This window comes from Kribbella caucasensis, assembly GCF_004361855.1.
GTDB lineage: Bacteria > Actinomycetota > Actinomycetes > Propionibacteriales > Kribbellaceae > Kribbella > Kribbella caucasensis.
Genome location: NZ_SNWQ01000003.1, coordinates 378,541 through 397,285 on the forward strand (window position 1 = coordinate 378,541; position 18,745 = coordinate 397,285).

15 protein-coding genes and 2 pseudogenes are annotated in these 18,745 nt (G+C 67.5%); 8 read left to right on the forward strand and 9 right to left on the reverse strand.

Annotated features, from left to right (window positions below):
• Nucleotides 1-59 precede the first annotated feature (59 nt).
• The 5 genes from EV643_RS09055 to EV643_RS09075 all read left to right on the forward strand — a co-directional run bounded on the left by EV643_RS09055 (nucleotide 60) and on the right by EV643_RS09075 (nucleotide 5,494).
• Nucleotides 60-1,340, forward strand: coding sequence for a CoA transferase (locus EV643_RS09055; RefSeq protein ID WP_202869459.1), 1,281 nt, complete (start codon nucleotides 60-62; stop codon nucleotides 1,338-1,340).
• On the forward strand, nucleotides 1,328-2,167 hold the full coding sequence (locus tag EV643_RS09060; protein WP_133799532.1) for an HpcH/HpaI aldolase/citrate lyase family protein: 840 nt from the start codon (nucleotides 1,328-1,330) through the stop codon (nucleotides 2,165-2,167). The genes EV643_RS09055 and EV643_RS09060 overlap by 13 nt, the downstream gene beginning before the upstream one ends.
• Nucleotides 2,160-3,038: an FAS1-like dehydratase domain-containing protein gene (locus tag EV643_RS09065; protein ID WP_133799533.1), complete on the forward strand. Its 879-nt coding sequence runs from the start codon at nucleotides 2,160-2,162 to the stop codon at nucleotides 3,036-3,038. Before EV643_RS09060 ends, EV643_RS09065 begins: the two co-directional genes overlap by 8 nt.
• Nucleotides 3,039-3,153: 115 nt before the next feature.
• The gene (locus tag EV643_RS09070; protein WP_133799534.1) at nucleotides 3,154-3,894 is read left to right on the forward strand and encodes a FadR/GntR family transcriptional regulator; all 741 of its coding nucleotides are present in this window, start codon (nucleotides 3,154-3,156) and stop codon (nucleotides 3,892-3,894) included.
• Nucleotides 3,895-4,294: 400 nt separating this feature from the next.
• Complete coding sequence (locus tag EV643_RS09075) at nucleotides 4,295-5,494, forward strand: acyl-CoA dehydrogenase family protein (RefSeq protein WP_133799535.1); 1,200 nt, start codon at nucleotides 4,295-4,297, stop codon at nucleotides 5,492-5,494.
• 24 nt (nucleotides 5,495-5,518) lie between these two features.
• Here EV643_RS09075 and EV643_RS09080 read toward each other — a convergent pair whose 3' ends face one another.
• On the reverse strand, nucleotides 5,519-5,863 hold the full coding sequence (locus tag EV643_RS09080) for a cyclophilin-like fold protein (protein WP_133799536.1): 345 nt from the start codon (nucleotides 5,861-5,863) through the stop codon (nucleotides 5,519-5,521).
• Nucleotides 5,864-5,920: 57 nt separating this feature from the next.
• Here EV643_RS09080 and EV643_RS09085 point away from each other — a divergent pair, with 57 nt between their 5' ends.
• A complete protein-coding gene (locus EV643_RS09085) occupies nucleotides 5,921-7,831 on the forward strand; it encodes a hypothetical protein (RefSeq protein WP_133799537.1) in 1,911 nt (636 codons plus the stop codon).
• 62 nt (nucleotides 7,832-7,893) lie between these two features.
• Here EV643_RS09085 and EV643_RS09090 read toward each other — a convergent pair whose 3' ends face one another.
• The 3 genes from EV643_RS09090 to EV643_RS09100 all read right to left on the reverse strand — a co-directional run bounded on the left by EV643_RS09090 (nucleotide 7,894) and on the right by EV643_RS09100 (nucleotide 11,870).
• Nucleotides 7,894-10,086: an alpha-galactosidase gene (locus EV643_RS09090; RefSeq protein WP_238165460.1), complete on the reverse strand. Its 2,193-nt coding sequence runs from the start codon at nucleotides 10,084-10,086 to the stop codon at nucleotides 7,894-7,896.
• A gap of 337 nt (nucleotides 10,087-10,423) precedes the next feature.
• Nucleotides 10,424-10,768, reverse strand: coding sequence for a cyclophilin-like fold protein (locus EV643_RS09095; protein ID WP_133799536.1), 345 nt, complete (start codon nucleotides 10,766-10,768; stop codon nucleotides 10,424-10,426).
• A gap of 214 nt (nucleotides 10,769-10,982) precedes the next feature.
• A complete protein-coding gene (locus tag EV643_RS09100; protein WP_133799539.1) occupies nucleotides 10,983-11,870 on the reverse strand; it encodes a helix-turn-helix transcriptional regulator in 888 nt (295 codons plus the stop codon).
• A 158-nt stretch (nucleotides 11,871-12,028) separates the two neighbouring features.
• Between EV643_RS09100 and EV643_RS09105 the strand changes: the two genes are divergently transcribed.
• Complete coding sequence (locus EV643_RS09105; protein ID WP_133799540.1) at nucleotides 12,029-13,054, forward strand: zinc-dependent alcohol dehydrogenase family protein; 1,026 nt, start codon at nucleotides 12,029-12,031, stop codon at nucleotides 13,052-13,054.
• Here EV643_RS09105 and EV643_RS09110 read toward each other — a convergent pair.
• The 4 genes and pseudogenes from EV643_RS09110 to EV643_RS09125 form a co-directional block, all read right to left on the reverse strand.
• Nucleotides 13,032-14,129 carry a hypothetical protein gene (locus EV643_RS09110; protein WP_133799541.1) on the reverse strand — a complete coding sequence of 366 codons (1,098 nt, stop codon included), beginning with the start codon at nucleotides 14,127-14,129 and terminating at the stop codon, nucleotides 13,032-13,034. The genes EV643_RS09105 and EV643_RS09110 overlap by 23 nt on opposite strands.
• A 230-nt stretch (nucleotides 14,130-14,359) precedes the next feature.
• Nucleotides 14,360-15,094, reverse strand: a complete 735-nt coding sequence (locus EV643_RS09115) for an SDR family NAD(P)-dependent oxidoreductase (RefSeq protein WP_133799542.1) — start codon at nucleotides 15,092-15,094, stop codon at nucleotides 14,360-14,362.
• A 98-nt stretch (nucleotides 15,095-15,192) separates the two neighbouring features.
• Nucleotides 15,193-15,444, reverse strand: a pseudogene (locus tag EV643_RS46870) (PQQ-dependent sugar dehydrogenase); the annotation flags it as partial.
• Nucleotides 15,437-16,102, reverse strand: a complete 666-nt coding sequence (locus tag EV643_RS09125) for an SDR family NAD(P)-dependent oxidoreductase (protein ID WP_133799543.1) — start codon at nucleotides 16,100-16,102, stop codon at nucleotides 15,437-15,439. The pseudogene EV643_RS46870 and the gene EV643_RS09125, both read right to left, overlap by 8 nt.
• Nucleotides 16,103-16,455: 353 nt before the next feature.
• Between EV643_RS09125 and EV643_RS09130 the strand changes: the two genes are divergently transcribed.
• Entirely contained in the window at nucleotides 16,456-17,232 is a 777-nt protein-coding gene (locus tag EV643_RS09130; protein WP_370452241.1) for a heparan-alpha-glucosaminide N-acetyltransferase domain-containing protein, read from the forward strand.
• Between the two features lie 325 nt (nucleotides 17,233-17,557).
• Here EV643_RS09130 and EV643_RS09135 read toward each other — a convergent pair.
• Nucleotides 17,558-18,718, reverse strand: a pseudogene (locus tag EV643_RS09135) (IS1380 family transposase); the annotation flags it as partial.
• Between the last annotated feature and the right edge of the window lie 27 nt (nucleotides 18,719-18,745).

Genomic DNA, 18,745 nt, shown 5'->3' on the forward strand with positions numbered 1-18,745 from the left:
TGAGATCTAAGTGTAAGACAATGTACCTTCTGTGAAGTGACTGACGATCGGGTAGTGGCATGACAGAGCGAGAACAGGCAGCGATGCACAGCGGTCCCGCGCCGCTCAGCGGGTTACGCGTCGTCGAGGTTTCGTCTTTCGTGGCCGCTCCCTCTGCCGGGCTCGCGCTGGCTCAACTGGGAGCCGATGTGATCCGGGTGGATCCGCCGGGTGGGGGCAGTGATGCCAATCGATGGCCCCTGGCGAGGTCTGGGGCAAGCCTGTTCTGGGCGAATCTCAACAAGGGCAAGCGTTCGGTGGCGATCGACCATCGTTCGCCGGAGGGTCGAGAGCTCCTGTTGGCCTTGGCCTGTGCGCCGGGTCCCGACGCGGGCGTGCTCCTCGACAATCTGGTCGGCCGTCACCGACTGCGGTACGAGGACCTGTGTGAGCGTCGACCAGATGTGATCCATGCCCACATCGAAGGGCACAACGACGGCTCGCCGGCCGTGGACTACACGATCAACGCCGAGGTTGGCGTCCCGACCATGACCGGCCCGGCGGAGACACAGACGCCGGTCAACCACGTGCTTCCGGCGTGGGACTTGCTCTCGGGGATGACCGTGGCGATGGCGATCGTCACCGCGGTCCTTCACCGCTGCCGCACCGGCGAGGGAGCGCGACTCGAGCTGTCGCTCGCCGACCTTGCACTGACCGGGGTGGGAAACATGGGTTGGCTCGCCGAGGCAGACAGCTCTGGCCGCGCGCGGCCCCGACAGGGGAACCACATGTTCGGAGCATTCGGGGTCGACTTCGAGACTGCGGACCGCCGGCGGGTCATGGTGGTCGCGTTGACCGGCGCTCAGTGGCGCGCGCTCCGCGAGGTCACGGAAACCTCTGCGGTCTTCGCCGCGCTCCAAGATGTCCTCGGCGCGGATCTCGACGACGAGGGAGACCGGTACCGGCACCGGGAGACCATCGCCGCTGTGCTCAGACCATGGTTCGCGCAGCGGGACTTCGGCACCGTCGAACAGCTGCTGCGAGCCGCGAAAGTGCTGTGGAGTCCGTATCTCGACATGGCGGAAGTGGCGCACCGGGCAGCCGGTGACGCCAGTTCAGGTGCGTCCCGAATCGACCAACCGGGTATCGGCCCGATGTTGTCCACCGGAAGGCCGCTCCGGTGGAACAGCGTCACGACCGGCCCAGTGCCGGCGCCGGTGATGGGCGAGCACGGCGCCGAGGTGTTGGCAGAGGTTCTCGGTCTGTCGACACGTGAAATCGGGCGCCTGCGTGATCGTGGAATCGTCGGCGGTGCGGACTGCTGCGGCAGCCCGATAGGTGACCTGCCGTGCACGATCTGATCGGGCGCGCCGGGGCGGCGCGCACACTGCTCTTCGTCCCCGGCGACAGACCGGAACTCTTCGCCAAGGCCGAGAGGTCCGGTGCAGACCTCGTTGTGCTGGATCTCGAGGACGCGGTTCACGAAAAGCACAAGCGCGAGGCTCGGGACGCGGTTGCCGAGTACCTAGGGACGGGCACAGTGTCCGCTGTTCGGATGAACGCGTCCGGTACTGCGTGGCACGACGAGGACATCCGGATGGTGGCGTCGCACGACTGCATCGCCATGGTTCCCAAGGCTGCTGCCGACAACCTGATGGCAGTGGCGCAACGGCTGGGCGCGGGGCGCGCGATGATCGCGCTCGTCGAGACGTCGGCGGGTGTCCTTGACGCCCGTCGGATTGCCGAGGTGGCGGGCGTCGAGCGGCTCGCTTTGGGAACGTTTGATCTCGCAGCCGAGCTGGGAGTGACACCCGAGGATCGCGAGGCCATGGCGGTCAGCCGGAACATGATGGTGCTCGCGTCATCGGCAGCCGGGATCGCGCCGCCGATCGACGGGATCACCGCCGCGCTCGGCGAGGAGAATGTGCTCCGCTCGGACCTGGCCTACGCCAGGAGGCTGGGCTTCGGCGGCAAGCTCTGTATTCACCCGGCGCAGGTATCTGTCGCCGCAGAGATGATGATGCCGGATGCGCAGCAGCTCGCCTGGGCAGGTCGCGTGCTGGCTGCCGCCGAGCATGAGTCGGTCGCCGTGGTCGACGGTCAGATGGTCGACCGTCCGGTCATCCTCCGTGCGCGTCGTCTTCTGGCGGCAGCAGAGCAATCGATGGCGGGGCCCACCAATGAGTGATTCCAACCTCCGTACTGAGCTGGGAGAAGTCGGCCCCCGAACCAGTGAGCACGTTCTCGACGCCGCACCGATCCGAGCGCTGGCTGCCCTCTTCGACGACGAACTTCCTTGTCCGGGCTTGGGCGACGCATTGCCCCCACTGTGGCATTGGGTCGCGCTCGCTGAATGGCTCCCGACGTCCACGACCGGTCCGGACGGCCACCCCCGGCCAGGCGACCTGCCTCCGGCGCTGCGAGGGAAGCGACGCATGTTCGCCGGCGGCCGCGTCGACTTCCATGCCCAACTCCATGTCGGTGACCGGGTACGGCGGGAAGACGAACTTGTCCGAATCGAGAGCAAGTCCGGCCGTCACGGTGAATTCCTGTTGGTCGAGTCGCGGACCCGGCTATACGGCGAGCGAGGCGATCTGGCTGTCGACGAGCGTCGCGACTTGGTTTACCGCGACGCTACGGACTCGAATGCGTCGCCCGCCGCCGCAGTTCTACCCGCATCCTCCTCGTCGGCCCCGCGCCTGTTGGCGAAGGTGGACGGCCAATGGCTGTTCAGGACCGATTCAGTGATGCTGATGCGCTTCAGCAGTGCGACCAGCAACGGCCATCGAATTCATTTCGACTGGCCGTATGCCACACAGGTCGAGGGTTATCCGGGTCTTGTCGTGCACGGCCCGTTGATGACTCTCGCGCTGGTGGAAGTGCTCCGGCTCGAGGGAAGCACCTCCGGAGTCCGGTCCGTCATCCACCGGAACACGCGTCCGCTTTTCTGCGGCGAGGCTGCCGAGGTTCGGCACGAGGACCCATCCCGCGCCGCCGCGGGCGATGTCACCCTGCGGCGAGGCGGCGAAGTGCATTCCTCACTGTCCATGCGTTTCTGAGGGCGCTGAGCAGGCATGACTGGTCGCGATAAGGGTAAGACAATGTACACTCCGGCGAAGTGATAGACGCGAGAACCGGTTGGTCTGCGACCGACGGTGAGAGGGAGTCCGAGAGATGAGCGGTGACGTGGCGCGACCTAAGTTCCAGGTGCGGCAGGTTACTCGCCCGCGGGCCCAGGTCGAGGAGCAGATCAGGGAGGCCATCCTTCGGGGGCAGTTCGCCCAGGGGGAGAAGTTGCCGCCCGAGACCGCGCTTGCGGAGTTGTTCGGGGTCAGCCGGCCGACTGTCCGGGAAGCCCTCGGGGCGCTGGTGAGCGCCGGCCTGATCCGGAAGATTCCGGGCGTCGCGGGCGGCAGCTTTGTCAACAGCGTCACGCCGGACTCGCTCGGAAAGATGATCGGCGAGTCGATGGACGTCATCATGCGGCTGGGAGCGCTGCATGTGGGGGAGCTGACCCAGGTCAGGCGCGTGCTGGAGGTTCCCGCCGCGCAATGGGCGGCTGAGAACAGAACAGATGAGCATCTCCAGCAGCTCCGGTCGATCGTGGATCGTCAGCGGACAACGACGATCGACGACCCGGAGATTCCGTCCTACGACCTCGCCTTCCACACCACGATCGGGCACGCCTCAGGCAACCGCCTGTTGGCGGCATTCATCGGTGCGCTTCACGACGCCACCCACCCGGCGCAATACCTCAAGGTCACCAAGACTGTGGCCACGAAGACGGTGAAGCAGCATATCGCCATCGTCAAGGCCATCGAGGCGGGCAAGCCTGACAGCGCTGCCGAGGCCATGGATGAGCACCTTGAGTACGTTCTCCGCTACTCCGCTGAGCGCTCCGAGAACTCTGCCTGACGGGCGCTGTCCCAGCAGCCCGCCGTACTGCGTCACGAATCACGCTCATCCTTCGCTCTGCTGCGGACCCCCTCAGCCGAACGTTAAGCGCAGTATGCTATTGTAAGACAATAGACCTCCACGGGTGAGTCTTCGTGTCGGCGGGCTCGCCTCGACCCCGAGTTGCAGGAGGAGTGCAGATGGTGCCAGAGACCTGGCTGGTGACTGGCAGGCCACGTCTGCCCTGGGAGCCGCTGGCGGAGCGCCACGCGCGCCGCGCGGGGGACTACTTCACCCTGTGCGGCCTGGCAGCCCCTGACTGGCCCCTTTTCAGTGACCTTGACTTCGAACCGGATGATCATCGCTCCTGCAAGGGTTGCGCCCGTGGTGCGTTGGAACGTCGTTACGCAAGGAGCCGACGATGAGCAGGTTGCAGCAGACCGAGGGGCTGACCGACATCCAGGAGGAGATCCTGAAGACGGTCCGCGCGTTCGTCGAGTCGGAGATCCTTCCGGTCGCCACCGAACTCGAGCACCGCGACGAGTACCCGACCGAGATCGTCGAGGGCCTGAAGGAGCTCGGCCTGTTCGGTCTGATGATCCCGGAGGAGTACGGCGGTCTGGGCGAGTCGCTGCTCACCTACGCGCTGTGTGTAGAGGAGATCGCCCGCGGCTGGATGAGCGTGTCCGGCATCATCAACACGCACTTCATCGTCGCGTACATGCTGTTGCAGCACGGCACCGACGAGCAGAAGCAGAAGTACCTGCCGCGGATGGCGACCGGCGACGTCCGCGGCGCGTTCTCGATGTCGGAGCCCGGCTGTGGCTCGGACGTGGCCGCGATCAAGACCAAGGCGGTCAAGGACGGTGACGCGTACGTCGTCAACGGTCAGAAGATGTGGTTGACCAACGGTGGCTCCAGCAACCTGGTCGCCGTACTCGTGAAGACCGACGAGGGCGTTGAAGACACAGCCTCGGTCTACCGCCGCATGTCCACGTTCCTGGTGGAGAAGGAGCCCGGGTTCGGCGAGGTGGACAAGGGTCTGACCGTGCCGGGCAAGATCGAGAAGATGGGTTACAAGGGTGTCGACACCACCGAGCTGATCTTCGACGGCTACCGGATCGACGCCGGCCAGATCCTCGGCGGCGTCCCGGGCAGGGGTTTCTACCAGATGATGGACGGGGTCGAGGTCGGCCGGGTGAACGTGGCTGCCCGTGGTTGCGGGGTGGCGCGGCGGGCGTTCGAGCTGGGGATCTCGTATGCGCAGCAGCGGGAGACGTTCGGTAAGAAGATCGCCGAGCATCAGGCGGTGCTGTTCCGGCTGGCCGACATGGCGGTGAAGGTGGAGGCCGCGCACGAGCTGATGGTGAAGGCGGCCCGGAAGAAGGACTCCGGTTCCCGCAACGACTTCGAGGCCGGTGTGGCGAAGTATCTGGCCAGTGAGTACTGCTCTCAGGTGGTGGAGGACTCGTTCCGGATCCACGGTGGCTACGGGTTCTCCAAGGAGTACGAAATCGAGCGGCTCTACCGGGAGGCGCCGATGCTGCTGATCGGCGAGGGCACCGCGGACATCCAGCGCATGATCATCGGCCGCCGCCTCCTCGAGGACTACAAGCTCTAGCAGCCGGACGGCATCGGGCCAGCGTCAGGACGCGGTGTCGATGGTGAGTCGCGTTGCGTTGGCGAGGACGTCGGAGTCGGCGTTGATGTGGCCCAGGATGATCACGTCGGAGCTGCTGGAGTCGCCGTCGCGGTAGTAGATAGCGATGTTGCCCCAAGGTACGTAGTAGGCCAGGTCGCCGGCCCTGGGTCTGGTCGTCGGGGCGGAGGTTGTCGACAGCCGTCGTGGCGGGTAGGCGATTCGCTCTGTTTGGTGGAAGTCTTCCAGGTTCAGGGTCAGCGGGAACTGGGCGGCGAGGTCGCGGGCGGCGGCACTGTCGTTGAGGGTGGCGTCGACGGCGCGGCCGTCGATGGTGAGCCGGATGTTCATGGCGTTGCTGCTCCTGGAAGGCGTGTTCGGTGTCGGGGCTGTCGCTGTACGCTGTCGGTGCTGCGCGGCGCGTTCGAGCTGGACGACCCGCAGCTGTCGGCGTTGCAGGCCGCGGCCGAGTCCGCCGCCGAAGCCGACCGGCTGCGCACCCCTGCCGAACTATTGGCCGACGGGATCGCGCTCGCCACCGCCGGGCGGACCGCTACCTGGCTGGACGAACTCACCCACGCCGGCGTGCTCAGGGCGGAGCAGCGCAGCACCCTCGCCATCGAGGACGGCGCCGGAACGCTCGACAACCTGCTGCGCCGGACCGAGCTGGCCGGACACGACCCACGCCAGGTGCTGACCGAGGCGATCCAGCGCCGGTCGCTGCACGACGCCCGCCAGGTCAGCAACGTCATCCAAGACCGCATCACGCAAACCGCGAAGTTCGACCCGAGCGGCGACACCTACACCGACCGGCTCCCGCAGATCGATGACCCCAAGTGGTCGGCGTACCTGGCCAACCTCGCCGCCGCCGCAGACGCCCGCACCGACGAACTCGGCGAGCAGGTCGCCGCAGAGCCGCCGCAGTGGGCGATCGAGGCGTTCGGCCGGCCGCCTACCGACCCCGGCCGCGAGCGCGACGAATGGATTCGGCAGGCCGGCACGGTGGCCGCGCACCGCGAGGTCATGGGCCACGACGCCAGCGACGACGCGCTCGGCAACGCACCGAAACCCGGCCAGGTCGAGCAGTATGCCGCCTGGCGCGCCCTGGGACGGCCCGAGGCCGACCGTGCCGAGGCCGAGGCCGAGATGTCGAACGGTCAGCTGCGCGTCCGGGTCCGCGCCTACGAGCGTGAGAAGGCGTGGGCACCTCCCTACGTCGGCGAGGAACTCGCCGGCACCCGCCAGGCCGCCGAACGCGAACGCCGTACCGCCGCGCTGCGCATCGCGGAAGCCGACGCCAGCGACGACGCGGCAACAAGCGAGCGGCTGCGCACGGAAGCCGAGCAGGCCAAGGCCCTGGCCGCGGCGCTGGACGCGCGTGCTGCCGAGTTGCAGGTCGCCGACGACGCCCGCGCCGTCTGGCTGGCCCACACCGCCGAAACCTGCGCCGCCGCCGAGCGTGCCGAGGCGGAGCCAGAGGTCCGCGGCATCGACAACAGCGACGACGGACCAACCCCTGAGGAATTGCTCGACAGCATCGACGCCGCCGACAACGAGGATGAACACCGTGAAGTCACCGATGAGCACGAACTGGCCGACGTCGCCGCACAGCGCGAGACCGACACCGCACAGGCTCAGTCAGCCGAGTTCGTTGAGGCCGCACTGGTCAACGACCAGCTAGCCACCAAGGACGCCGAACCTGACGGTTCGAGCAACGAAATCCCGGTCGAGGGGATCGTTGCCGACGACAACACGCGCACCGCGCAGGCGTCGGCAGAAGTGGCCGAGGCTGTCAAGGATGAGGCGGCCGAGGACCGGGCCGTGCTGGAGAGCCAGGCGCCGGCCGACATCCGTCAGGTTGCCGCGAACGAGGCGGCGGTCGGGGAGTCCGATGTCCCGCGGGTGCCGTCGGCGGACGAGACCGCCGAAGCGGTACGGCGTGCGCAGCGGGCGCTGATCGAGATTCAGCATCGCCGCCAGGCCGGAGACCGCTTCGCCGTCGCGAAGCCGAGGCTCGGGCCGAGGAAATCGCCCGGTGGCAACGCTCACCGCCTTCGGGGTCCGGGGTCGGGCGCGCCCTCGAAGGGGGCTCGCGGTCGAGGACGCCGCCTCGGCCCACCTGACCCACCCCCTCAACGACTCGGGATGGATGTCGAGCTGACCGGCGATCCGAACGATCGCTCCCCGCCGCGTCGACGCATCACGACGGGCTCCACCGCCAGCCGCGTCGCGCGCTCCTTCAGCTCCTCGGGATACTTACGTGCTGCAGGCATGATGCCGAGCCTTGCGGGTCATCAGCCTCCACGAAACCCGGGGTGAATCACCTTCCCGAAGAGCCGTCAAGATGTGGCGGCCAGCGCCATTGCCTGATCCGAGCCGCGTCAGTCGACCGCAGTCACGAGGTAGAGCACCGCGTGATCTGGATCGACATTCGCAGGCATCAGACCGGCGTGCGCCAGGGCGGCTCCGGTCAGCTCGACGCCCTGTTCGCCGTCGGGCACCAGCCGCGGCCGCTCACCGGGGTTCGGCGCCTGGTACTCATCGACGGTCGGCGGCCTGAGTCCCCACCACAGCGGCGGCCGCATGCGTCGCGACAGAAGCTCCTTGACCGGCTTTACCCGATAGCGCCGCTCCGGGTCCAGACCGCGCAGTGGGACCCGTCCCACCGAGACGACCTCGGAGCGGTCGACCGCGACGACCGAGTAGATCGCGGTGCTGCGATCGGGGGCGACGACGCCGTGCACATTCATGCTGGCGTCGGGGAAGTCGACCCGCACCAGGTCACCGGCCAGCAGCAGGCCCCGATGCTGTTTGTAGAAGCCGATCCAGCTCGACAGCTCCTCCATCTCGGCTGGCGACGCCTTGGCCAGATCCCACTCGATGCCCAGATGGCCGAACACGGCCGTCGCCGCCCGGTAGTCCAGGTCGTGTACCCGGCCCGTGGTGTGGGACTCCCCGGAGGCGATGTGGGCGCCCATCAGCTCCGGTGGGATCAGTTGCGTGGTCCATCGGTGCATCTGCTGCCGCTCGTGCGGGTCGATGCAGTCCGACACCCACACCCGCTCGGTTCGCTCCAGCACCCCAAGATCGACCCGGGCGCCACCGGCGGAACACGACTCGATCTCCAGCATCGGGTGGGCAGCCTTGATCTCGTCGACCAGCCGGTAGAACGCCAGTGTCTGCTCCCGCACGCCGGGCCGGCCAGCGGGCTGCGTGCCGGCGTCGACGAGGTCGCGGTTGTGATCCCACTTGATGTAGTCGATGTCGTACTCGGCCAGAATGGCGAAGATGGCGTTCCGGACAAAGGCGTAGCACTCCGGGATGCCCAGGTTGATGACCTGCTGGAACCGTGACTCCACCGGCAAGCGGTCTCCGGTCGCCATCACCCAGTCCGGATGCGCGCGGGCAGCGTCGGAGTCTATGTTGATCATCTCGGGCTCGAACCACAGCCCGAACTCCATCCCGAGCTCCTTGACCTTGTCCACGATCGGGTGCAGCCCGTCAGGCCAGATGTCCGGCGACACCGTCCAGTCGCCCAAGCCGGAGTGATCATCGCGGCGGGAACCGAACCATCCGTCGTCGAGCACGTAGCGCTCAACCCCCAACGCTGCCGCCCGTTCGGCCAGGTCGACCAGCCGCTCCAGGTCGTGGTCGAAGTACACGGCCTCCCAGACGTTGATCGTCACCGGACGATCGGGCGACGGGTGCTGCGGGCGGGCCCGCAGGAACCGGTGGAACCGCCGCGCCACCTCGTCCAGGCCGACGCCGTAGGAGCCGTAGAGCCAGGGCGAGGTGTAGGACACACCCTCGCCGAGCTCGACCTCGCCCGGCAGCAGCAGTTCACCGCCACCGATCACCTGCTCGCCGGTCGACAACCGCTCCGCGTAATGGACGTGGTTGCCGCTCCACCCCGTGTGCACGGCCCAGATCTCGCCGTGCTGGAAGGAGAACCCGGGGGTGCCGGCGTGCAGGACGGTCGCCGCATCCGCTCCGGTGCGGCCCTTACGGTTCTCCCGGAGATGGATCCCCACCGGGAACGGACTGCGCTGGGCGATCCGCTCCTTGCCCCACCGCCCGCACATGTCGAGGATCTCTCGGGCCAGCGGTGGGATTGGGAGGGCCAGTGTCAGCGACGACAGCCCATACAGCTGGGACCCAGTGTTGGTCACCCGGGCGCGCACCCGGAGCACACCACCGGCGGTGAGGCCGATCGTGACGGTCAGAGCGAGCTCTGCGACCGCGTCGACCGCGTCGACCTCGATCTCGGTCGGGCCCTCCGTCGTCACCATGGAGCCATCAGCGGCCGTGGTCGGCTGCCCATCGATCCGCAGCGCGGTGGTGGCGAACTTCGGTGACCAGTCCCGCCCACCGCGTGATCCGCTCAATCCCGGACGGCCGACCCAGCCGGTCCAATGCTCGGGCAGCACCGCCAGTCGCACGGCGTCGTGAGGGAGACTCGGCTCGTGCGGGAACTCGCTCGCGCGGCTCAGCGCTGCGGCATCCGCAGCAGTCAGGTCGCCAAGATCGGGACCCCAGTGAGGGACGGACGGCAGACGCCCACTGGTGAGATCCACCAGGATGGAAACTCCCTCAGTACGCAGCAGGACAAACCCGTTAATGGACACAGTTGAACCTTTCGAAAGAAGTGACATCAAAGTCGAATCGGACCGGCGATCGGCGAGGCGCGAGGCCAAATGCGGGGCGAAATTCTGGGGCCATGCCGGGCGAAGCTCGAGCTCAGCAGCTCGACGCCCTGATCGCCGACCACATGTGTCACCGGAGTCACAGCGCCCGCGCGCCTGGGTTCGCCCATAGGGCTGGCCGCCGCATGAATCCACAAAACTTGACTCAACTGGAAACATCGTCCCCCGGGGCAAGCGGAACTAGCAGCCGGACGGCATCGGGCCAGCGTCAGGACGCGGTGTCGATGGTGAGTCGCGTTGCGTTGGCGAGGACGTCGGAGTCGGCGTTGATGTGGCCCAGGATGATCACGTCGGAGCTGCTGGAGTCGCCGTCGCGGTAGTAGATAGCGATGTTGCCCCAAGGTACGTAGTAGGCCAGGTCGCCGGCCCTGGGTCTGGTCGTCGGGGCGGAGGTTGTCGACAGCCGTCGTGGCGGGTAGGCGATTCGCTCTGTTTGGTGGAAGTCTTCCAGGTTCAGGGTCAGCGGGAACTGGGCGGCGAGGTCGCGGGCGGCGGCACTGTCGTTGAGGGTGGCGTCGACGGCGCGGCCGTCGATGGTGAGCCTGATGTTCATGGGATTGCTGCTCCTGGAAGGCGTAGTCGGTGTCGAGGCTGTCGCCGTTGGTGCCGGGGTTGTTGCGCTCGATGGCGGGCCGCCAGGCGAGGTCGACGCGGAACTCGAAGGCGAGTCCTCGGTGCAGCCGGCCGCGGAGAGCAGGAGCGCGGTGGCTATGACCGAGCGAGCGAGCATTGCTGGGGCAGGTGATTTCACGGAGCTTCCAATGCGATCAGTCGAGGCTGGAGGGGTTCGTGCTGGCGGCAGTCCAGGAGGCGAGTAGGTCGAGGGCTTGTGCCGTAGGTGAGTCGGGTTCGGCCGTGTAGAGGGTGAGGGTGAGACCGGGGTCGGAGATGAGGTCGAGGCTTTCGTAGGCGAGTTCCAGGTCGCCGACCTCGTGGTGGTGGAAGTGTTTGGTGCCGCTTCCGTGGGTTCGGACGTTGTGGCTGCCCCAGCGGTGGCGGAAGTCGGGGCTGCGGGTGGACAGTTCGCCGACGAGGTCGTGGAGGTCCTTGTCGTGCGGGTCGCGGCCGGCTTCGGTGCGCAGGATGGCGACGCAGATGTCGGCGGCGCCTTCCCAGTCGGAGTAGAAGTCTCGAGCGGCGTCGAGTTCGAGGAAGGTGAACCGGGCGAAGTTCGGTGGTTCCCCCGTTGTGGTCGTTGTGGCGGTGTAGAGGGACGAGTGCATCGCGCGGCCGAGATGGTTGCAGGCGAGCAGGTCCATTCGGCCGTTGCCGATGATTGCGGGGGCGGTGAACTGGTCGAGGGCCCCTTGCAGGCTGGGACGTGGAGTCCAACGTTTGCCGGCGCGGCGGCGTGGGCGCATCCGGCTGCTGGTCCCGTTGGCGGCCTGTGCCAGGTGGAAGAGGTGGGCCCGTTCGGCGTCATCGAGATGCAGGGTGCGGGCGATGGCGTCGAGCACGGAGGCGGATACGCCGCCGACGGCGCCGCGTTCGAGCTTGGCGTAGTACTCGGTGCTGACTCCGGCGAGTGTGGCGACCTCGCTGCGGCGCAGGCCGGGCACTCGACGGTTGCCGCCGTCCGGCAACCCTGCTTGTTGCGGGGTGACCTTGGCTCGTCGCGAGATCAGGAACTCGCGGACCTCGGCACGGTTGTCCATAGCAACGACGGTACGACGTCGTTCCGCCGGTTGGGATCCTCTGTCAATACACGTCACGACAGAGACTCCCTCAGCTCGCCCACGTCGGATTGACTCAAGCTGGCCGGGCCTGTGCTCGGTCTGCTCCAACTCTCAGCTCGATGCGAGGAGATTCCACCATGCGTGGTGTTGTGATGTACGCCCCCGGCGACGTCCGGGTCGAGGACCGGCCGGAGCCGGCCATCCTGAAGCCGACGGACGCGATCATCCGGCTGTCCGCCACCTGCATTTGTGGCTCCGATCTGTGGCCTTACCGCGGAGCGGACAAGGTCGAGGAACCGATGCCGATGGGGCACGAGTACGCCGGCATCGTCGAAGAGGTCGGCTCGGGGGTGACGTCGGTCAAGCCAGGGCAGTTCGTGGTCGGGTCCTTCTTCGCCTCGGACAACACCTGCGAGATCTGCCGGACCGGCTACCAGACGTCCTGCGTCAACCGGGAGATGCTGGGGACGTCGGGTGCGGCGCAGTCGCAGCGGATGCGGGTGCCGCTGGCCGACGGGACGCTGGTCGCGACCCCGGAGGTCCCCGACGCCGACCTGGTGCCAGATTTCCTGGCGGCTTCCGACGTACTCGGAACCGGCTGGTTCGCGGCCGTCGCCGCCCAAGTCGGCCCGGGGAAGACCGTGGCCGTGGTCGGTGACGGCGCGGTCGGTCTGCTCGGGGTTATGGCCGCGCAGCAGCTCGGCGCGGAACGGATCATTGCGATGTCCCGGCACGAGCCGCGCCAGAAGCTGGCGCTGGAGTTTGGAGCCACCGACATCGTGACCGAACGCGGTGACGCCGGCGTCGAGCAGATCAAAGCCCTCACCAACGGGCTGGGCGCGCACTCGGTGATCGAGGCGGTCGGCACCCAGGAGTCAATGCACCAGGCGATCGGCTCGACCAAGCCGGGCGGTCACGTCGGGTACGTCGGGGTCACCCACGACGTCACCCTGAACGGCGACGAACTGTTCTTCTCCCACGTCCACCTGCACGGCGGCCCCGCACCCGTACGCCAGTACCTGCCCGACCTGATCGACCGGATCTGGAACCGCAAGATCCGCCCGGGCCGCGTGTTCGACCTCGAGCTTCCGCTCGACGACGCGGCGGCCGGCTACCAGGCCATGGACACCCGGCAGGCGATCAAGGTCCTGCTCCGTCCCTGAACGAGAGGCCCGGCCCGCCGCGCGGCGCCTCTCCACTTGCGAATCGGTGCTGCTCCGGGTGGTGGAACCAGCCGGTGGTGTGCAGGGGACAGCGGCCCGGCTGATGGGCGATGGCGCCGGTTCGGCCGGCCGCGAGGATCCGCGAGAACCAGCGGATCCGTCGGCGCAGCACCAGGAGAAGTACGACGCCGACCGCAGCAGCTGCACCCGGTAGCGGCGCCGGCAGATTGTCGGGCGGCGCGGTGTAGCCACCGTCAGAGAGACTTGCGGCGCGCTCGAAGTGGTTGCGGGAGAAAGGGAAGAAGGCGCCGTCGGCGTAGTACGCCGCCGGGAACGCCAACGGGCCGCCGATCAGTGTCATGATGGCCCACTGGTCGGTGTGCCGAGACTCGTGCCGAGCGAGCTCCATCTCGTTGCCCCGGGTGGAGGAGATGTTGGGACCGTATCGGACGTACTGCTGTCCTTCCGTCGCCAGCAGCCCGCGCCCTTCGGCCGCCAGGCCGAAGCCCTGGGCGCCACGAAGAAAGCTTGAACCCTCTTCGCCGGCAGGCATCCACGCCACGAAAATGTCTCCAACGGTACTGCCGCCGCCGCTGACGCGGGGCGGCTGCCAGAAGGTCACCGTCAGCGGCGGGCCGTCGCATTCGCGCATGCCGGCGGTCTTGGACGCGAGGAGCGCGAGTCCGGTAGTCGAAGCGTTGGCGATGTCCCGGGCGATGCCCCACGTTCGTGGCGGGGAAACGTCTTGGAGCCTGGGCTCGCTCTCCACCCGACCGTCGGGATACACGTGGGCGTGGCAGAGCAAGGGTGGAGCGGCCGCGGTGTATGCCGCGGTCGCAGCGCCGAGGGCTTGGAGTATGACGAATCCTCCGATGAAGAGCCTCGCCCGGCCGCGGTGACGGCGGCAGATCGTGCACCTGGCCGCCTTGCGTTCTGAGCGTCGACGCATCCCCGGCAGTGCCCAGATCAGGCCCAGCGCCCCGAAACACACGACGAGCGAGACTGGCCACGCCGCCGTTCGAACCCGGTGCAGCAGGCGCCGCCTGCTCGTCCAGGCGATCGGTTCACGTGCCATCTGAACCACCCAACAGACTCGCAGGTCAGATCGACCGGCCCGCCAGACGCGATGTGCCGCGGCCCGATGGGCGCCGGCACCCGCGCGTTGGCCTGCGCGGCACCGGTTGTGCTGAGGATCTCACGGTGTAGGCAGGGCCGGTAGATCTCGCCGGTACTGCCGGAACTGGAATAACGACGCGACGACGACCTGGCCTCTTCTGCTCGGGGATCGTTTGGTTCGGCCGTGCGTCAGGTGGGGAAGGCGATGCCGGTGTGTTGTTCGAGTTTGCGCATGAGGTCGCGCTGGAACCCCGGGGCGTGAGCGGCGGGATGCGGTCGACGTGGCGTGTGGTGGTACCAGTAGGCGCCCGAGCGTGGACTGATCTCGGACTCGTCGGCGGTTGCGAGCCACGCCTGGGTTCGGTGGCCTTCTTCGAGACTGTCGGTCGCGGCCGGCCCGCCCATCCGTGTCGGGACCCACCCGGGGTCGACGGCATGCGCCATAGAGTCCGGCCACCGTCCGGCACACGTCATTGCCAGCGCTGTGACGTAGAGCTTGCTGTCGGCGTACGCCCGACGGTTCCCTGCACGGGAGAACTCGACAGCGCCGAGGTCGGTTGATCCACTCGAGTGCATCGAGCTGCTGAGGAAGATCGAACGGTTTGGCGGCATCATCATGGCGGTGAGCACGAAGGCGGCGACGATGTTGACCGCGAACACGTCAGGACCGTCGAGGACTCCGGCGTTGTGGATGACGGCATCGAATCGGCCGATGGCGTTCGCCTGCTGGGCGAGTCGAACGACCTCGTCCAGGTGGGCGAGATCGCCGTACAGGACCTCGTGCATGCGGTCGCGAATGCCTTGATCCGCGACGCGATCGGCGTTGCGTGCATGAAGGACGACGTCGTGTTCAGCCTCCGCGAGGGCGGCCGCGGTCGCGAGGCCGAGTCCGGCGGATGCCCCGGTGACGAGGATGAGTGCCATGGGCAAGGTCCAGTCGCTGTATTCGTTGGCGGGAGCTGGCTGATGGGGATGCGAATGATGTGGTCGTCGTAGGGTGACGGGTCGCCGCGTCCGTAGGTGTTGTTGGTCAGGACCCAAAGTGACCCGTCTGGCGCGACGGTCACATCACGAAGGCGGCCATGAGTTCCGGTGAACTGTTCGGCCGATTCGGTGGGGCGTGCGACCGGAACTTCGCGGAGCCGTTCGCGGCGCAGGTTCGCGATAAGATCCTGCCGTCGTGGACCGCGATACCGCTTGGGCTCGCGTCGGCGGTGACCGCTCAGGGCCGCGACGTTCTCGTGTTCTCGTTGCGTTTGCTTGCGCTCATGCAGTCGCTGGGCCGACGGTCACGCGGTAAGCGCCCTTGTCAAGGTGCATTCGCCACAGACGGTCAGCAAGGACTTCTGGCGCGAAGACCGGATCGGCTGCTCGGATCGCGCCGGGAACGATGAGCTGGCCGACGTGGATGTTGCGCTCGGTGAGCGTGTCGTGGAGCATCTGCCCGTAGGCGGACTCGCCGGCGAATGCCACCGATGTTCCGGCCACCTTCGGGTTGGGCGTGACGGCGCTGGAGCCATTGACGAACAGGATCGTGCCGCGGCCGAGTTCACTCATGCCGGGAAGGACCTGCTGGACCGCGGTGACCGGTCCGTAGATGGAGAACTCGACAGCGGTGCTGAGCTCGTCGACGGTCGTTTCCAGCAGAGGAAGCAGGAACTCACGGCGCGGCACAGGACTGTACTGCAGTACCTCAACAGGCCCGAGCTCATCGGCCGCCGCGGCGAGCGCTCGGGTCAACGCGTCCCGGTCGTGCACATCGGACAGGTACGCCGTCGCGGTAATGCCACGTGTGGAGAGACTGTCGACAAGCTCGCCGAGCTTGGCCTGGTTCCGGGCGATCAGCGCCACCGAGAAACCTTCGCGTCCGAACCTCTCGGCCACCGCCGCTCCAAGTCCTGGGCCGGCGCCGATGATCGCAAGCGTGGTCATTGTCTTCCTTTCTCCGAGCGCGAACTCGCATCTGGTCGCTTGTCAGCCACGGTAGGCAGCCCCGTCCGGGTTGTGGGAGACCCTAGGAGTACACCTCTCCGCAGGCAGCCCTTGGCGCCGCCGCCGTTCCTGCCGGAAACGACCGAGTTGTTGTCGTCGGCATCCTTCCGGGAGATGGAAGGCAGGCGGCACTTTCCGCTGGTTTTCGCCGCCTCTGTGTTGGCTGTCCGCATGCCAGACCCACAAAGGAAGGCGGTACTCGTCTGTCCGGTCTCGTCGACAGCCGGAAGGACATGCACCGTGGCGGCCCGGAGCGGGCTCATCGCTCGCGCTGGGTTGCTTGCACTCCTGGGTTGATGCTCCGAGCGGTCGACACGCCTGTCGCGATCATCCTCGTCTACTACGCGCTGCTGTTCGTCTGCACCTTGCCCCTCCTGTCGCTTCGGGCGCGCGCTCTGGTGCCGCTGGCCTTGGCATGCGTGCTGTTCGCGCCGGTCCCCAGCCACCTCGAGCGCTCGTCGATGTACGAATCCGGTGGCGGCAACCCGTCCTTCGGATCGCTTGACGAACCTGGCGCGCTGATCACAGAACTTGTACTGACCGGGTACTACCCGGTGTTCCCGTGGTTGGCTTACGTGCTGGCCGGTTTGGCCGTCGGGAGGCTTGCTCTGAACTCGCCGCGCTTGGCAGCGGGCCTGCTTGTCGGCTGCGCGGGGTTGTCCCTGCTTGCCAAGGCCTTGTCATGGACCCTGCTGTACCCGCTCGGCGGCCTCGACCAGATCGTCAGTAGTCCCGCCGTAGAGCGTCGGTTGTCGACCTCGCTCGGCGGTACCACCCCAACGACTTCCTGGTGGTGGCTCGCCGTGTCTGGGCCGCATTCGGGAACGCCACTCGACCTGCTGCACACGATCGGCACGGCGCCCGGTGTTCTCGGCGCCTGCCTTCTGGTTGCCCGGGTCGCTACGCCTCTACTGGCTCCACTGGTCGCCGCCGGAGGCATGACACTCACGCTTGCACGTCGCCGCACTCGGGGCGGCGGGAAGTGGCGCCGACCGTGCCGTGCTCCTCGCGGTCCACGTCATCGTCGCAGTGGCATTCGCGCTGATCTGGCGGATCTACCACCGACGTGACCCACTTGAAGCCGTGGTCTCGGCGTCCGAGCGAGCCGTCAGAACCTTCATGTACGACGCCGTCCGTCGGGCGGTTTGACGCGTCGACCTGGGCTGAGGTTCGCCCGGCGAAGCCGCGACTGGAGGATGCGCGTCCGCCAATCTGCGGGCTTCGCCGGCTTGCTTAGCCTCAATCCGTGGATCGGCCTGGCCCTTGAGGTGAAATGAGCCGGCGGGCCGGTGGCGGGCTCTGGTGGCTGCGGCTGGGCGTGGTGGGGCTGCTGGTCTGTCCAGCCTTTCCACGTTGGGTTCTGCGGGTTGTGCCTGGGGTTGGCGGGTGGATGGGTCAGACGGTGGCGGGTGGTGCCGGGGTGGTTCCGAAGACGTGGTGCCAGATCGTCAACCATTGCTTGGCCCAGGGCCAGTGCGCGGGTAGGTGCAGGACCGGGCGGCGTTGCGGGCGGGCCAGGCGTGCGGGGATGTTGACGATGCGCCGACGCAGGGTGGCCCCGCGAGCCACCGCGAGCTTGCCGCTGTGTGGGGTGTTGTCGAGCGTGGCGATGGCGCGGAGCAGGTTGTGGGTGATCATCGCGCAGATCGCCCACGCGCTGTTGGCCGCGAACCGGCCGGACGGCAGGTGGGCCAGGGGCCCGTCGATGAGGTCGGCGAACACGGTCTCGACGATCGCGTGGCCGCGGTGGGTGAGATCGGCATCGACGGTCGACTCGGTGCTGTTGGTGAAGAACGGGTGGTGCCGCCAGACAGCGAACAGCTCGTCGAGCTTGGTCTGGTCACGGACCCGGCGCACGATCAGCCGGGCGGTGACCGGATGCTTGGTGGAGGCGAACGCGGTGAACTCGACCTCGGCGACCTCGGCATCACTGATCAGCTCACCGGTGTCGGGATCGAGCACCGCGCCGGGGTAGCGCACCGGCGTCCAGGCGTCGTCGGCGATGGTGTCGATGGCCCGCTGCACGGCCGGGTTCTTGGTCAGCACCACCGAGAACCACACCCCGGCCTTCACACACGCGGCGACGACCGCGCTGTTGCCGTACGCCGAATCGCCGCGCACCAGGATCTCACCGGTCGCGCCGGCCGCGCGGGCGACCTTGATCGCCTCGCGGACCATCGACGCCGCGCCCTTACCTGAGCCGGTCTTGCCGCCGCGCAGCCGGATCCCCGCCACCACCGGGGCGCCCTGCTCGGTGGAGATCGTGGTGGCCAGCGGGGACAGGCCCTTGCGGAGGACCTGTTTGCCGGAGATCTTGGTGTGCCCGAACCCAGCGCCCTGCTTGGCGTGCCCGTACACCGGGCGCAGCAACGAGTCGATGTCCACATACGCCCGGGACTCGATCCCCGGCAACAGGCCGGTCCGCTCGACCAGCCTCAGCAGGTGCGTCCGCGCCACCGACGCCAACTGCAAACAATGCCCATGAGTGAACTCGCGCAGAAACTGCCCCAGCGTGGCCGGCGCATACACCTGTGAACCGCCCCGGGTCAGATGGAGGCTCCGTCCTTGAGTAGAAGAGGATGG